Below are 15755 nucleotides of genomic sequence, written 5' to 3'. Positions count from 1 at the left end.
TATTGGCGCATGCAGCTTAGACGCTGCAATCCAGTATCAATGGGCCTCATCCCAGGATTTGCCCGTTCCTATATCTACATCCAGCGGCACTGACAGTTTAATCGCTGGCTCGGCTGCGCCAGCCATCACTTTACGGATAACCTCGGATGCCGCATCCACATTGGTTTCGGGCAATTCGAACACCAGTTCATCGTGGACCTGCATAATCATTTTAACATCGCCCAGCCCAGCTTCCATCAAAGCCGGGACCATCCGGGCCATAGCGCGTTTGATAATGTCCGCACTAGTGCCCTGAATCGGAGCATTAATGGCCGCGCGTTCACTGCCCTGACGTTCCGACTGGTTGGAAGATTTGAGCCGCTCAAAATGGGTTTTCCGACCAAATAAAGTCTCTGTATAACCGCATTCACGCGCGCTTTGCAGCGTCTCGGAAATATAGCGATTGATGCCGGGGAAACGTTCAAAATATTTGTCGATCATCTGCTGGGCCTCATCAGCATCGACCTCCAGCCGTTTAGCGAGACCCCAGCGGGAAATACCATAGAGAATCGCGAAATTAATCGTCTTTGCCCGTCCACGCGTGTCGCGGTCGACAGTGCCGAATAATTCCTGCGCGGTGCGGTTATGAATATCTTCCCCCGCCGCAAAAGCCGCCTTCAACGTATCGACATCGGCGATATGCGCTGCAAGCCGCAATTCGATCTGGCTGTAATCGGCAGCAAGAATGACATTGCCCGGCGCGGCAACAAAGGCCTGACGGATTTGCCGCCCGATTTCGGTACGGATCGGGATATTTTGCAAATTGGGCTCGGTCGAGGACAACCGCCCGGTCTGCGCACCGCTTAAGCTATAAGAGGTATGCACCCTACCCGTCTTGGAGTTAATCTGCTCCTGCAGTGCATCGGTATAGGTAGATTTAAGTTTGGACAACTGCCGCCAATCAACGATTTTTTGCGCAATCGGCTCACCAGTCCCCGCCAAGCGTTCAAGCACAGTGACATCCGTAGAATACTGCCCGCTTTTGCCCTTTTTTCCGCCCTTTAGGCCAAGTTTTCCAAAAAGAATCTCACCCAATTGCTTCGGGCTACCAATAGAAAAAGGCTCACCAGCCAGTTCGTGTATTTCCTTCTCCAAGACCGCCATATTTTCGGCGAAAATTTGCGATAATCGGGCGAGTTCCTCACGGTTAACCAGCACGCCGGTTTCTTCCATCTTAGCGATTACTGGCACAAGCGGCCGGTCAACCATCTCATAGACCCGCGTCGCCTGTTCCGGCACCATACGCAGACGTAATATCTCCCACAATCGAAGCGTAACGTCGGCATCTTCGGCGGCATATTCGGTCGCCTTGTCCAGCGGCACTTCAGCGAATGTAATCGCTTTCTTTCCCGTGCCGGTGAGCGATTTAAAACTGATACATTCATGGCCGAGATGAAGCTTGCTCAATTCATCCATGCCGTGACCGTGCAGGCCTGCATCCAGATCAAAGCTCATCACCAGCGTGTCATCAAACGGCGTGATTTTCAGATCATGCTGGGCAAGCACAGTCATATCATATTTAAGGTTTTGACCGATTTTCAGAATCGCATCATCTTCGAGCAAAGGTTTTAATCGCGCCAAGGCTTCTTCGGTCGGGATTTGTTTCGGCGATTCCGCAAACATATCCCCGCTACCGTGGCCAAGCGGGATATAACAGGCTTCATTGGGGCCGGTTGCCAAACAGACACCGACAACACGTGCGGTGACGCTTTCTAGGCTATCAGTCTCGACATCGACGGCAAGCACGCCCTTCGTCCGGGCGCGAGCAATCCATTTGTCCAGCATCTCCAGATCCTGCACACATTCATACAGGCTCCGGTCAATCGCAGGCGCGTCGATCGCTTTTGCCGCCGTGGCGGGGGCATTACCACCAATTCCGCCATCAATATCGGGATTTTGTGGCTCCGCCTGACCGCCACCAAGCTTCTTGAGCAGTGAGTTAAACCCGTGATGGGTAAGAAACTCCCTTAACGGACCGTCTGGAATATCTTTTAGCAAGAAACTGTCGAGCGTATCGGGCAACGGGCAATCATCTTTCAACGTCACCAAAACACGCGAAAGCCGTGCCTGTTCGATATTTTCGAGAATATTATCTCTCATCTTGGACTTTTTCATGTCCGGTGCAGCGGCAAGCACCGCTTCGATATCACCATATTCGTTAATCAGCTTGGACGCGGTTTTTGGACCAATACCGGGAACACCGGGAATATTATCAGCGCTATCCCCCATAAGACCCAGGACATCGCCGAGTTTTTCCGGACCCACGCCAAATTTTTCTTCAACCGCCGCTTTGCCCATGCGCACATTTTTCATCGTATCGAGCATATCGACCCGGCTGTCCTCAAAGGGTTCGATCAGCTGCATCAGATCTTTGTCGGACGAAACAATCGTGACTTTCCAGCCTTCCGCCACGGCCGCCTTTGTATAGCTGGCGATCATATCGTCCGCCTCGACATTTTCTTCCTCGATCATCGGGAACGAAAAAGCGCGCGTTGCATCACGGATCATCGGGAATTGCGGACGCAAATCTTCGGGAGCCTCGGGACGGTGCGCCTTATATTCGCTGTACAGCTCGTTACGAAAACTTTGCGATGATTTGTCGAGCACCACTGCCATATGGGTTGGCCCGTCGGCCTTGTGCAGCTCGTCGGCGAGCTTCCAAAGCATCGTCGTATAGCCATAGACAGCACCCACCGGTTCCCCGTGAATATTGGTCAGCGGTGGGAGGCGATGATACGCCCTGAAAATATATGCTGAACCGTCAATCAGATAAAGATGATTTTGCTTGGAACTGCTATCGTCGGAGGCCGCGGGGCCGGAAGAATCTGCATCTGTCATAGTGACTAGCACTAGCAGCGGGAAGACTATCCGTCATCGCTAATTTACACGGCAGATATCGAAATTACTCGGGAGCAAAATCAGGCACGCATCCGAACCGGAGCCGGTCGATTGCCCGCCTCATAAAAGGGCCGAGGCTTCTCTCGCATATCCGTTGTATAAAGCACACATTGGTTGCGTCCACGCCGTTTTGCCTCAAACAAGGCGCTATCCGCGTTGCGCATCGGGAAGGCGCGCTCTTCATTCGGTGATGCACTCGTCAAACCGATGCTGACGGTAATCCGGTGTGACGCACCTTTTTGCGGTTCGAACAGCGTATTTTCGATCTCATGACGGATCATCTCGCCAATAATCTCACCTTCAGCCTCACAAGTATTGGGGAGCAAAACACCAAATTCTTCGCCACCAATCCGCCCGACCAAATCACCCCGGCGCAGCATACGTTTGAATACGGATGAGAGTAGCATCAATGCCTCGTCTCCTACCAAATGACCGTAGCCATCATTGATATTCTTGAAATGATCTGCATCCACAATCATCAAAACATTACTGCTGGATTCCTTGCGCCGTTCGTCGAACAGTTTGATGAAATGATCTCGATTGGCAAGACCGGTTAGCCCGTCAATATTCGCACGGTGCTGCAATTTTTGATTTATAATTTGCAACTCTTCCTGAGTCTCTTTCAATTGGTCTGCGGTATCGATTAATTGCTTGCGCTGTTTGATAAAATAGAGATTGGCAGGAATACAAATGACCCATGGCACAATGAAGGCGATAGTCATAACATTCCAAAAATGGTCATCGACGCCGAAGAAGGTCAGATACATCAGCGCAGAAATGCCAAAAGCTGACAAAACCTCTGTTGCCGACATCATTCCTGTCTGACGCACGATAGATAATTTGGTAATCGCTTCGTTCATAGGAGGATTATAAAATCAATAGATTGCGAGCTTGTGCAGTTTCATGGTTAAGGGAATTTTGAAAAAATATAGTATTATCAGTGCGATTTGACAGAAATCTGGTTAACAAGCTGCCGTCCGTTTACCTTATTTGGTAATAGTCTCCAAAGTGCATCTTTATTATCGCGCAAGATCGCTTTCGCAAATTCCGTCAACGCCCAGATCCCGGCAATAGGGCGCAGAACGAGGAACATAGTTATCCTAGCCCACATCATCTGCATTTTGCGGCACCATATTGTTTCACTATGCTGGGTAAGTTTCTTCTTTTTGACTTAATGTGGTAGCCTGAGCCTCAATCCTTCTCTAACATTTCCAAGGACTCATCATGGCCATAGCCCTTTCCCAAATTTTTAAATCTTCTACCGATCAGGCTTTTAGGGGACTCACCAATATTTTGGAAAAGGCGAAGGACCATGCAGAAACAACCGGCACTCCCGAAGAAGCCTTTCTAAACAACCGCCTGTTCCCGGATATGCACGATATGAAATGGCAAGTGCAGATGATCACGGAATTTGCGGTGCGCGGTGCCGCGCGAATGACCGGTATCGCGCCGGATGACTTACCAAATTTACCGATGGAGGGCGACAGTTTCGATGCCCTAATCGCGCGCATTGACGATTGCGCGAAGACGTTTGCCAAAGCCGATAATGATCTGATCGACAGCAATAAAGACTTACAAATTTCGATGCCGATCGGGCCGGGCAAGACGATGGATATTAGCGGGCAAAACTATGTGTTAAATTTCTTTCTTCCCAACCTGTTTTTCCATGTCACGACAGCATATAATTTGCTGCGCATGCAGGGCGTCGCGGTCGGTAAGAAAGATTATATGGGAATGTGAACAGTCACCAAATCCGGGGCCCTGCTTCAGGGCTCCGCAGGTGCGCCGAATAGATCATGTGCATCGGCATCTTCGATCACTGCGTTGATAATATCGCCCACTGCAACATCGGCACCAACATTCCGCAAAAATACGTTGCCATCAATTTCGGGTGCATCAGCCTGTGACCTTGCTGTCGCGCCAATGTCGCCATCTTCATCAGGCTCACCGATTTCGTCAATAATAACCGGAAGCGTGCGGCCAACTTTGGCTTGCAATCGCGCGGCACTAATCGCCGCCGTTTTTTCCATCAGACGCTGATAGCGTTCTTCTTTGATTTCCTCTGGTACCGCACCGTCCAAAGCGTTGGCAGCGGCACCCTCTACCGGTTCGAAACGGAACGCACCGACGCGGTCAAGCTGCGCTTCTTCGAGCCAATCGAGTAGATATTGAAAATCTTCTTCTGTTTCGCCGGGAAAACCGACCACGAAGGTCGAACGGATTGTCAGGTCGGGACAGATATCGCGCCAGCTTTTCACCCGCTGCAAAACCTTGGCTTCATTGGCTGGCCGCTTCATGCGTTTGAGCACATTCGGCGCAGCATGCTGAAACGGAATATCGAGATAAGGTGTAATCTTGCCCTCCGCCATAAGCGGGATGACCTTATCAACATGAGGATAGGGATAGACGTAATGGAGACGGGTCCAGACACCGAGTTCGCCCAACGCTTCCGCAAGATCGGTCATATGGGCACGGACTTCCCGGCCCTGCCCTATCGGTCCGTTCCATATCTGTGACTGATGCTTGATGTCCACACCATAAGCCGAAGTATCCTGACTGATGATGAGCAGTTCCTTAGTGCCATTAGCAACCAGCTTCTCTGCCTCGCGCAGAATTGCATCGGGCCGCCGCGACACCAGATCACCGCGCAGGCTTGGGATGATACAAAATGAACAACGGTGGTTACAGCCTTCGGAAATCTTCAAATAGCTATAATGGCGCGGGGTGAGTTTTAGTCCCGCATCTGGCACCAGATCAACAAACGCGCCGCGCGCTGCAGGAGCAGCCTCATGGACCGCGCTCACCACATCTGCATATTGATGCGCCCCGGTTACGGCTAATACGCCGGGGAAACGGGCCCGGATAGCTTCGGCTTCATTACCCATACAGCCAGTGACAATCACACGGCCATTTTCGGCCATTGCTTCACCGATGGCTTCGAGTGATTCTTCCTTGGCGCTGTCTAGGAAGCCGCAGGTATTAACCAGCACGACATCTGCACCGGCATAATCCGCTGACATTTGATATCCATCGGAACGCAATTGCGTCAAAATGCGTTCGCTATCGACGAGCGCCTTTGGGCATCCCAAGGACACCATGCCGACTTTGGGCGGAGAAGATATTATTGTTGCCATATTGGCAGCGCCTTTACGCGCTATTTTCAGGGGAGTCACGCCATGTTTGGCAGACATGGCTGATCAGTCGGCGCAACATCTGGTTTTTCCATCCATATAAGTGTAAAATCAATCTGTTCGCACATCTGGGAGGATAATATGGATTTACTAGAGATAAACTGGCTCGCCATCATATTGGCAGCCGCATGCGGCTTTTTGGTGGGCGGCATTTGGTATGGCCCCATCATGGGAAAGAAATGGATGGGCGCCGTCGGCCTGACCGAAAAAGATATAAAAGGCGGCAATATGGGTTTAATCTATGGCGGAGCCTTTGCTTTCAGCCTGATCTCTTCGGCTATGCTCGCCCATATGTTCTTCCGGCTCGGTCAGCCGCCCGTTCATGTGAAGATGATGATATCCACCGGAATTGCCTTGGGCTTTATTATACCCGCCATCGGCACCAATTACCTATTCTCGCAAAAGAACAAGACCCTGTTCTTCATCGACGCGGCATATTGGCTGTTATTTTATGCAGCAATGGGGGCTGTGCACGCGCTATTGATCTAGTCTAGCGAGCACCATAGAATTAGCTGGCGTTATCGTCGCTTTTTCCGGCACCGTTGCCCGGTATTATCTCAACTATAATATCACCGGCTTCAAGTGTCTTGGCTTCTTCCTCCCAAAAACCGAATACAGCATTTCCACGATAGATCCTGACGCCTAATCCTTCATTGACGACGTCGTTCAACGACATTCCGACTTCCTCGTCACCAATAGTTCGCTGCGTTAATTTTACCCGTCCCGTAGCCGATGCGAGATCACTAAGGTAATCGGAAATTTTGGCGCCTTCACAGCTTCCGGCCAACAATAAGCCAGCGAAGCTCACCGGATTAATAACAGTCGTCGCGCCCGCTTGCCGAGCGAGCATTTCATTGTCGGAAGCCTTAACCGATACGCTAATCGGCAAATGATAGGCAAGATGCCGCGCTGTCAGCACAATCAATATGCTCGTATCATCACGCCCTGCCGATACGATCATCGATCGGGCGCGGGAAATTTTAACGTTCATCAACACGCCGTCCCGCGTGGCATCCCCGTTAATGACTGCACATCCCATTTTTTCAGCCGCTGCCAAAGCCTCGTCAAATGGGTCCACCACGACAATTTTCTCGGGATTGGTCCCGCGTGCGATTAATTCCTGCACGGCTTCCTTACCGCTGGTTCCAAAACCTGCGATCACGATATGATCGTGCAAATTTCTCTGGATGATTTTCATGCGCCAATTGTCCCAGGTTCTTTTGAATACAAAATTATAAGCTGTGCCAACAAATATAAGCACAACGAAGATACGAATGGGAGTCACAACCAGAGCGTCGAACATCCGTGCCCGCTCGGTCACTGGCGCAATATCCCCGTATCCGGTCGTCGTAATAGAAATCATCGTAAAATAAATGACATCAAGAAAGCTCACATCACCGTCATAGTTATCCTGCAAGCCAGTCCGGTCAAACCAGTGCACGGCGACCGCAGCGGCAATCAAAGCCAATACGAAGAACACCCGCCAAGTGATGTCTAGCCAGATCGGCATGCTCGATTGCCGTCGTAGCGTCACATAATCCGAAATATTGCGGTTGTTGCGCTGTGCCATCAGGCGATCAGACCCGCTTTGGCAGATGGGATGCTGGGTTTACCGGTTTACGGTCTTTGCGGATTTCAAAATGCAATTGTGGTTCCTGTACATAGCCGCTGTCGCCAGCCACACCAATGATATCACCCGCCGTGACCTTTTGTCCACGCGTAACATCCAATTTGTCTGCATGGCCATAAGCAGTGACCCAGCCTTCGCCATGATTGAGCAGGATCAAGCCGCCGAAAACCCCGATTTCATCGCCGCTATAAGCGACCACGCCGTCGGCCGACGCGCGGATGGGGGTACCCTTCGCGACAGCTATGTTCAGTCCGTCATTGACCTTTCCCCCACCTTTGCTGCCAAAGCTGGAAAGCAGTTTGCCATCGATCGGCCAAACAAACTGACCTGAAAAACCCACAGGCGGCGCGGCTGCGACCGGTATTTTGGTCGATGTAACGGCCTTGCGCCAGTCAGACACTGGCGCGCCACTATTCGCAAGCGCAGGTTCACTGCCCGTAACGATGTCATCAATATCGACATCAAAGGCGGCTGCGCGCTGTTCGATTGTCATGTTGCTAGATTCAGCGAGTAATGCTGCCGGTAATAGTAGCTTTTGCCCGACCCTCAAAACAAACGGGTCTTCCAAACCATTAAACGCAATAACGTCACGCCATGACACGCGATATGCGCGGGCAATAGCAATGCCGGTTTCACCGCTACCGACCTTGTGATAGCGGCCTCCCGTTATTTTAAGCCGCTGGCCGGGTTGAATAACATAGGGCGCTGTGAGGTGGTTAGTCGCCGCAATAATCTGTGAGCTTGCCCCGGTACGATTGGCAATACCGCGAAGCGTATCACCGGATTGCACAACATATGTACTGTTATTAATCGTTACCGCATTGGGTGTGACCGGCCGTTCAACCCATGTGGCCAGAGGAACATCACCGGGTTTTTGACCAAATATAGAATTGTCGGTTTCAAGTTTGGGCGACGCACTATTTACCGCCTCATTTTGCGGCCAACTATAATCTCTACCGGGCGGAATACAGGCCGACAGGCAAAGCACCAGACAGAATATGGCAATCTTACGCATGATCAGGCCCCGTTTACTCGCTCTCACCCCAATGAGAGGGCCTTATCTAGCAGCAATTCTTGAGGTTGCCAGCCCTGCGTCGCCGCAACGGATGTAAAACATTCAACATGAAAAGGAGCACCGTCGGTATCAGTCACCCCTTCATAGGAAGAATAAACCTAATCTAATTGTTATAAAGCTTGTTCAGACTATCCATCGACTCATAATGGGTGAGATCGAGATGCAGCGGGGTGATCGAGACATAGCCGTCGGCAATGGCTTCCAGATCGGTGCTGTGGGCCGGGGTCTCAACCATGGGCCCAAGTCCGAACCAATGATATTCAAAGCCGCGCGGGTCGCGATTGCTGACAATCTGGAGCCGACCATAATCTCGGATGCCTTGTGATACCACGCGGACGCCCTTGACTTCGCTCGCCGGCAACGCCGGAAAATTGATATTGACCAAAGTCCGGTGATCCATGCTTTGCTTGATCAGTGGGCGGAGCACGCGTTCGCCCCATAGCGAAGCCGCTTCAAACGACACTTCATCACCCAAATCACCGCGCGCATAGCTCTGACTGAGCGCAATCGACGGGATACCGGCCAGCGCGCCTTCCATGGCGGCGGATACAGTTCCCGAATAGGTTACATCTTCACCCAGATTGGCTCCGCGATTGACACCGGACAGGATCAGGTCGGGAGGACCGTCTTTCATGATCTTCGCGACGGCCATCATCACGCTGTCGGTAGGCGTACCATCAACAGAATATTGCTGATCCCCGCGCTTGTGGACGCGCAACGGGCGGGTGAGCGTCAGTGAATGGCCAGCACCCGAATTTTCATCCGACGGCGCGACAATCCAGATATCGTTGGAAAAATGCTGCGCAATGTCGAGCAGTATTTTCATGCCCGGGGCGTCAAATCCATCATCATTGGTCAGCAATATACGCATCAGTTTGCAGGCTCCAGTTTTTCAATCCCACCCATATAAGACTTTAACGCTTCCGGAATTATGACAGAACCATCTTCTTGCTGATAATTTTCAAGCACAGCAACCAAAGTTCGCCCAACCGCGAGGCCAGAGCCGTTGAGCGTATGGACAAATTGTGTCCCCTTGGTCTCGCCTTCAGGGCGGAAACGGGCATTCATCCGCCGCGCCTGATAATCGCCGCAGTTTGAAATACTCGAAATCTCGCGATAAGCATCCTGACCCGGCAGCCAAACTTCCAAATCATAGGTCTTACGCGCAGTCGCACCCATATCCCCGGTACAGAGCAGCATTTTACGATAGGGCAGTTCAAGCGCTTTAAGGATTGATTCCGCCGCCTCCGTCATCCGCAGATGTTCCGCATCGCTCTTATCAGGATGGACAATCGCGACCATCTCTACTTTTTCAAACTGATGCTGGCGGATCAGGCCCTTGGTATCCTTGCCCGCTGAACCAGCCTCGCTGCGGAAACACTGCGTCAGCGCCGTCAGCCGAATCGGTAGCTGCGCTCCATCCAATATCTGTCCGCTCACGCTGTTGGTCAGGCTGACCTCCGCGGTCGGGATGAGCCAGCGGCCATCGGTGGTCTGGAACAGGTCTTCTGAAAATTTGGGGAGCTGCCCCGTCCCGAACACGGCCTCATCGCGTACCAGCAAAGGCGGCGCGCATTCTTGAAAGCCGTTTTCTACTGTCTGCTGGTCCAGCATGAATTGACCGATAGCGCGTTGCAGCCGCGCCATTTGACCGCGCAGAAACGCAAAGCGCGCACCGGACATTTCAGCAGCCGTTTCAAAATCCAGCCCTAGCGGCGGGCCGATATCGCTATGCTCCAGCGGTTTAAAGTCAAAGCTGCGCGGCGTGCCAAAGCGTTCCAGCTCAACATTATCCTCTTCATCCGCGCCTTGCGGAACATCTGCATCAGGAATATTGGGTAGCGCGGCCAGAGCATCGCGTAATTTTCCTGAAACTTCACGCTCCCGCTCTTCCATCGCTGGCAAACTACTCTTCAGTTCCGACACTTCGGCCATTAACGCCTGTGCTGTTTCTTCATCGCCCTGCCCCTTGGCTTTGCCAATGGCTTTGGACGCTTCGTTACGGCGGGCCTGTCCTTCTTGAAGCTTGGTCGCGATATTGCGATTCTCTTCATCCAGCGCCAATATTGTTGCAGCAACCGGCTCCACACCGCGACGCGCCAGAGCGGCATCGAAATCGGCCGCGTTTTCTCTGATATATTTTAGATCATGCATGGGACAAGCCTATGCCTAGACACAGCGTGCGGTTCAAGTGCCGAGCTTCAACGACGCAACAAAAAAAGCGGCGGGATCGCTCCAGCCGCTTCTTGATTTCTATCCTGCCCGTTGCCGTTTACGCGGCCAAAGCCTTTTTCGCTTTACGGCTGCGCGCGAACAAAGCTGCTGCCGCTGCGCCAAAGAGCAGAACTACTGGCGGGGCTGGAACCGGCGTGCCTCCGTTAGAACCGCCGTTTGACCCGCCACTGCTTGAACTGGAACTGGAGCTGCTTGAAGAACTGGAACTGGACGTACTGTTACCGCCAAAGCTTGAAGAAGTGCCGCTTGCGCCAGAGGAGGTCGAACCTGACGACCCGCTGCTACCCGAAGAACCAGAACTTCCGTTGGAACCACCACTACTGGACGAACTGGAACCGCTCGAAGAAGAGCTTGAACTGCTTGATGAGCCACCGGAAGACCCGCTGCTTCCAGATGATCCGCTACTTCCGGACGATCCAGAACCGCCTGAAGAAGTACTGTGCCCCCCGGAACTGTGGCCTCCAGAGCTATGCCCACCCGAACTATGGCCACCGGAGCTATGACCGCCGGTCGACGTGCCGCCTGAACTGGAAGAGCTAGAAGAACTGCTAGATGAGGAGCTGGAGCTGCTTGATGAACTGGACGAACTGCCACCAGTGGATGTGCTCACGCCGCCAGTGGAGGTGCTCACACCACCTGTCGATGTACTCACGCCGCCTGTTGAAGTGCTTACCCCGCCGGTCGACGTGGAGACGCCGCCAGTGGAAGTACTAATGCCACCCGAAGACGTGCTAGTCGAACCACCGGTCGAGGTGCTTGAAAACCCTCCGGTAGAGCTACTGGTCGAACCGCCGCTAGTGGAGCTACCACCTGACGATGTACTGGTTGAGCCACCGCTACTAGTCGAAGAAATGACGACAGAACCGCCGCCTGATCCGCCACCGCCAAAAAATCCGCCGAAAAATCCGCCACCGAAACCACCGCCGCCATAGCCGCCGCTACCACCAATCACGACAGGAATAGAACCCCCGCCGCTTTCAAGCACGGGAATTTCCGGCAATGGGGCAGGATAATATGCTGGGGCCGGAAGGGGAATGGGCTGTGCCTGTGTGATAGTGACCACGCTTGGCGCGCATGCCGTAACCGTCTTCGTCACTGTCCGCCGGATGCGTTTCACTTTGCGGGCCGGTGCGCCACGTTTTATAACGCGTCCGCGGATCTTTTTCTTGTCGATTTTTTTGACATAGGGAGCTGCTGGCGCTTCAGAGACATGCACCGCGCCGCCGCCAATTAACGCTCCGCCACATGTGCAAGCGCATAATTTTGCTAAAGCCATTCTTACCGACATATTATATTCTCTCTTCCGGTTTGGGCCCCACAGGTTGGCTTGCGTATATGTGCCAACAGACTCTTAGGGATTCCGACTGCCACCAAAAGCGCAGAATGAGACGGTAACTACAATTGCGTTAACCTTGTTTTGGGAAGAAAAACCGCAAATATACCTATCAACCCTTCTCCAATGAGAGTTAATGTCCCGAATTGACACCGTTTCCAGTCCAGATCTTTAACAAAGTACTAAAATACGCGACGCAAACAAATATGACCTGAGGTGCTGAATGCTTGAAATTTCACGATATAAATGGTGATTCTGTCGAATCGAAACCAACATTGCCCTTAAACAGCGCTATTCCTTCACCCCCTTGCACATTGCATCTTGTCTAAGACCGAGGCCGAGTTTATAGGGCCGCTGTTAGCGTTCCTTTACTGACCCGAATCTAGGGTTGGGGGACAGATGTTGGAGAGTATAATTGGCATCCTCAGCGAAAAATTCATCCTCATCAAGTAGCTCAACAGGCGATATCATTCTGGAAGAAGGTTATCGCCCTAGTGCCGACGAAGAATTTATGAACGAACGGCAGCTTGCCTATTTCAAACGTGCTTTGGAACAGTGGAAACAGGATATTATTGAGGAATCCAAGGAAACACTGGCCCATTTGCAAGATGGACCGATCCAGGAAGCCGATCCGAACGACCGCGCATCAAGCGAGAGCGATTGGGGTCTGGAACTGCGGACACGCGACCGGCAACGCAAGCTGACATCAAAGATAGATGCGGCCCTGCATCGAATCGAAGAGGGGGAATATGGATATTGCCAAGTTACTGGTGAGCCTATTTCGTTGGAGCGTCTGGAAGCCCGCCCAATCGCAACTATGAGTGTCGAGGCTCAGGAAGCCCATGAACGCAAAGAAAAAATCTCGCGCGATCAATAGCTTACGCTGACCTAAAGACCTAATAATCGCAGCTTGAAATCATAGACATCAGCCTTAGCGTTATACACGCGGGTCAAACGCTTATCCGCGACTGTTTAATTCCGTTATTTTTCGGGATCGCGGAGCAAAAAAACTCACGACGATATTAACCAATTTTCCATCTTTTCCGGGCAATTATCCGCGCCAAGCAACATTAATTTACATTTAGAGCGCGGGATGCACATGAGAGAACCTTATGACGAGAATTTGGGAAAAAATGGTCAAACCAGCGGCCTGCCCAAACGCGAACTCGACCGCGATAGCCTATTCCTAAAAGCAACATTGCGCTTTGTTGACGGCGACGATTGCGGCGAAGTACGCATTCGCAATTTATCAGCCGGCGGTTTGATGGCAGAAGCTCCAGTCATCGCAAAGCGCGGTGATAAAGTACAGTTGGAACTGCGCAATATTGGCCGTGTAAGCGGCTATGTCGCCTGGGTTGCGCAAGGTCGGCTTGGCATTGCTTTTGATCATGCAATTGACCCCAAACTGGCACGGAAGCCTGTGGGACAGAGTAAAACCGAATTGCCTCGCTATCTAAAAACCCATGGACAAATCAGCAAACCGCTACGTCATGGTCAGCGCCCGCGCTAAACGCCACTAACAAATTTGCTTGATTATTTTCCCGCGTCTGCCGTAAGGCCTTTTAATCATCTGATTAAATTAGGAGTAGGGTATGGCTGGACCGTTAGCAGGAATTAACATCGTCGAATTTGCAGGCATTGGTCCTGGCCCGTTTTGCGGTATGATGCTGGCGGATCAAGGCGCAACAGTAACCGTTCTCCACCGCCCCGGCGGCGCACCTGATGGCCGCCTCGCCCTCTCCCGATCACGCAAACTGGTTGAAATTGACCTCAAATCCGAAGCCGGAATTGAAAAGGCACGTGATCTGGTTAAACAGGCAGATGGACTGATCGAGGGCTTTCGTCCCGGCGTGATGGAACGGCTCGGCCTCGGCCCCGATATTCTTCTAAAAGACAATCCCAAGCTGGTATATGGCAGGATGACTGGTTGGGGCCAATATGGACCTCTTGCCCATGCCGCTGGCCATGATATTAATTATATTTCGATCTCCGGCGCACTCCACGCTTTCGGCCGAGCGGGCGAAAAGCCGACCCCCCCGATTAATATGGTTGGTGATTTCGGCGGCGGCGGAATGATGCTGGCATTCGGTATGGTATCTGCATTGCTTCACGCCAAAACCGGCGGTGAGGGTCAAATTGTGGATTGTGCGATGACCGACGGATCGGCAGCATTAATGGCGATGGTTTTCGACTTTAACAATATCGGACAATGGCAAGACGAGCGCGGTGTCAACATGCTTGATACCGGGGCGCATTTCTATGACAGCTACAAAACGTCGGACGGAAAATATATCTCAATCGGGTCGATTGAGCCACAATTTTACGCACAATTACGTCAAGTTGCCGGGTTGGAGGAAGATGCCGATTTCGATGCACAAATGGACCCGAAATCATGGGGACCGCTAAAAGAAAAACTGACGAGCTTGTTCCTGTCAAAAACCCGCGAACAATGGTGCAGCCTAATGGAAGGAACCGATATCTGCTTTGCCCCGGTCCTATCATTGGCCGAAGCAAAGCTGCATCCCCATAATGTCGAACGGGAGACATTTGTCGATGTCGGCGGTCACATGCAGCCTGCGCCAGCACCCCGTTATTCAGTTACGAAATCAGACAAACCGAAACCGCCCGCTTAACGGGCCAATCTGTTTATCACGGCTTTGGTAAACGTCCGGCCGATGGTGAATTCCGTATCATCTTTGAGCGCAATGAATTTACGCCGCCCCTTACGCTGAACATTTCGAACAAAATCTACGCGAACTGCAGCCGAGCGGTGGATACGGATGAACATCCCTGCAGGCAGGCGGTCCAACAGAGATTGCATGGGTTCGTGCACCAGATAGCTGTGCTTCAGCAAATATATGCGCATATAGTCACGATCGGCAACTATCGCGCTGATATCGGCGCACCTAATCTGAACCGCACCATTGCCATCTTGCACCCACAGCCGATGATCCGCCGTCGGTTGTAGCTCAATCGGAGCTACCCACCTCTTTTGCGCAACCTTTTCAAAGGCCTCTTTGAGTTGCCTTTCTTTGACCGGTTTAAGCAGATAATCAATGGCATTAAGGCGAAAGGCTTCAACGGCATATCTACTATGAGCAGTAGTGAATATAACCTCCGGTGCTTTTTCAAATTGCTTACATTGCTCGGCGACTTTCATGCCCGAAATATCCGGCATATCAATGTCCAGAAAAACTATTTCCGGACAATTTTGGGCAATACAATCTAAGGCTTCCCGGCCACCACTCGCGCTATTAATCTGACCAACATTGTCCATACGGCTGCACAGAGATTCGATCCGAGATCTGGCCAAAGGTTCATCGTCGACTATCAGGATATTCAGCTTCATATCCC

At 51.9% G+C, this 15755-nt stretch carries 15 protein-coding genes; 7 read left to right on the top strand and 8 right to left on the bottom strand.

The genetic code is table 11. The features are described from left to right. Positions 1 to 36 precede the first annotated feature (36 nt). Together polA and V7676_RS07020 are read right to left on the bottom strand one after the other, a co-directional pair. Positions 37 to 2877: a DNA polymerase I gene (gene polA / locus V7676_RS07025; protein ID WP_335658979.1), complete on the bottom strand. Its 2841-nt coding sequence runs from the start codon at positions 2875 to 2877 to the stop codon at positions 37 to 39. Positions 2878 to 2957: 80 nt separating this feature from the next. Further along, positions 2958 to 3797, bottom strand: coding sequence for a GGDEF domain-containing protein (locus V7676_RS07020; RefSeq protein ID WP_335658978.1), 840 nt, complete (start codon positions 3795 to 3797; stop codon positions 2958 to 2960). A 364-nt stretch (positions 3798 to 4161) separates the two neighbouring features. On the opposite strand from V7676_RS07020, the gene V7676_RS07015 reads away from it, so the two are divergent. Then, positions 4162 to 4677 carry a DUF1993 domain-containing protein gene (locus tag V7676_RS07015; RefSeq protein ID WP_335658977.1) on the top strand — a complete coding sequence of 172 codons (516 nt, stop codon included), beginning with the start codon at positions 4162 to 4164 and terminating at the stop codon, positions 4675 to 4677. A gap of 26 nt (positions 4678 to 4703) precedes the next feature. On the opposite strand, the gene rimO is transcribed toward V7676_RS07015, so the two are convergent. Then, on the bottom strand, positions 4704 to 6071 hold the full coding sequence (gene rimO, locus V7676_RS07010) for a 30S ribosomal protein S12 methylthiotransferase RimO (protein WP_335659536.1): 1368 nt from the start codon (positions 6069 to 6071) through the stop codon (positions 4704 to 4706). A 138-nt stretch (positions 6072 to 6209) separates the two neighbouring features. Here rimO and V7676_RS07005 point away from each other — a divergent pair, with 138 nt between their 5' ends. Beyond that, positions 6210 to 6617, top strand: a complete 408-nt coding sequence (locus V7676_RS07005) for a DUF1761 domain-containing protein (protein WP_335658976.1) — start codon at positions 6210 to 6212, stop codon at positions 6615 to 6617. A 19-nt stretch (positions 6618 to 6636) separates the two neighbouring features. On the opposite strand, the gene V7676_RS07000 is transcribed toward V7676_RS07005, so the two are convergent. The 4 genes from V7676_RS07000 to serS form a co-directional block, all read right to left on the bottom strand. Further along, complete coding sequence (locus V7676_RS07000) at positions 6637 to 7698, bottom strand: potassium channel family protein (RefSeq protein ID WP_335658975.1); 1062 nt, start codon at positions 7696 to 7698, stop codon at positions 6637 to 6639. 7 nt (positions 7699 to 7705) lie between these two features. After that, the gene (locus V7676_RS06995) at positions 7706 to 8773 is read right to left on the bottom strand and encodes a M23 family metallopeptidase (RefSeq protein ID WP_335658974.1); all 1068 of its coding nucleotides are present in this window, start codon (positions 8771 to 8773) and stop codon (positions 7706 to 7708) included. Between the two features lie 163 nt (positions 8774 to 8936). Continuing rightward, on the bottom strand, positions 8937 to 9704 hold the full coding sequence (surE, locus tag V7676_RS06990) for a 5'/3'-nucleotidase SurE (protein WP_335658973.1): 768 nt from the start codon (positions 9702 to 9704) through the stop codon (positions 8937 to 8939). After that, positions 9704 to 10987, bottom strand: a complete 1284-nt coding sequence (gene serS, locus V7676_RS06985; RefSeq protein WP_335658972.1) for a serine--tRNA ligase — start codon at positions 10985 to 10987, stop codon at positions 9704 to 9706. Before serS ends, surE begins: the two co-directional genes overlap by 1 nt. Positions 10988 to 10998: 11 nt before the next feature. On the opposite strand from serS, the gene V7676_RS06980 reads away from it, so the two are divergent. From V7676_RS06980 to V7676_RS06960, 5 genes are all read left to right on the top strand, one after another. Then, on the top strand, positions 10999 to 11571 hold the full coding sequence (locus V7676_RS06980; RefSeq protein ID WP_335658971.1) for a hypothetical protein: 573 nt from the start codon (positions 10999 to 11001) through the stop codon (positions 11569 to 11571). Between the two features lie 12 nt (positions 11572 to 11583). After that, the gene (locus tag V7676_RS06975; RefSeq protein WP_335658970.1) at positions 11584 to 12000 is read left to right on the top strand and encodes a hypothetical protein; all 417 of its coding nucleotides are present in this window, start codon (positions 11584 to 11586) and stop codon (positions 11998 to 12000) included. 816 nt (positions 12001 to 12816) lie between these two features. Next, positions 12817 to 13278, top strand: a complete 462-nt coding sequence (gene dksA, locus V7676_RS06970) for an RNA polymerase-binding protein DksA (RefSeq protein ID WP_442955415.1) — start codon at positions 12817 to 12819, stop codon at positions 13276 to 13278. A 222-nt stretch (positions 13279 to 13500) separates the two neighbouring features. After that, a complete protein-coding gene (locus V7676_RS06965; RefSeq protein ID WP_335658969.1) occupies positions 13501 to 13911 on the top strand; it encodes a PilZ domain-containing protein in 411 nt (136 codons plus the stop codon). Positions 13912 to 13993: 82 nt separating this feature from the next. Further along, complete coding sequence (locus V7676_RS06960) at positions 13994 to 15034, top strand: CaiB/BaiF CoA transferase family protein (protein ID WP_335658968.1); 1041 nt, start codon at positions 13994 to 13996, stop codon at positions 15032 to 15034. On the opposite strand, the gene V7676_RS06955 is transcribed toward V7676_RS06960, so the two are convergent. Then, positions 15031 to 15750: a LytR/AlgR family response regulator transcription factor gene (locus V7676_RS06955; protein ID WP_335658967.1), complete on the bottom strand. Its 720-nt coding sequence runs from the start codon at positions 15748 to 15750 to the stop codon at positions 15031 to 15033. The genes V7676_RS06960 and V7676_RS06955 overlap by 4 nt on opposite strands. Positions 15751 to 15755 lie beyond the last annotated feature (5 nt).

This window comes from Parasphingorhabdus sp. (genome assembly GCF_036963805.1).
Classification (GTDB): domain Bacteria; phylum Pseudomonadota; class Alphaproteobacteria; order Sphingomonadales; family Sphingomonadaceae; genus Parasphingorhabdus.
Note: the sequence above shows the minus strand (reverse complement) of the source record. Positions and strands in the feature narration are given on the sequence as shown.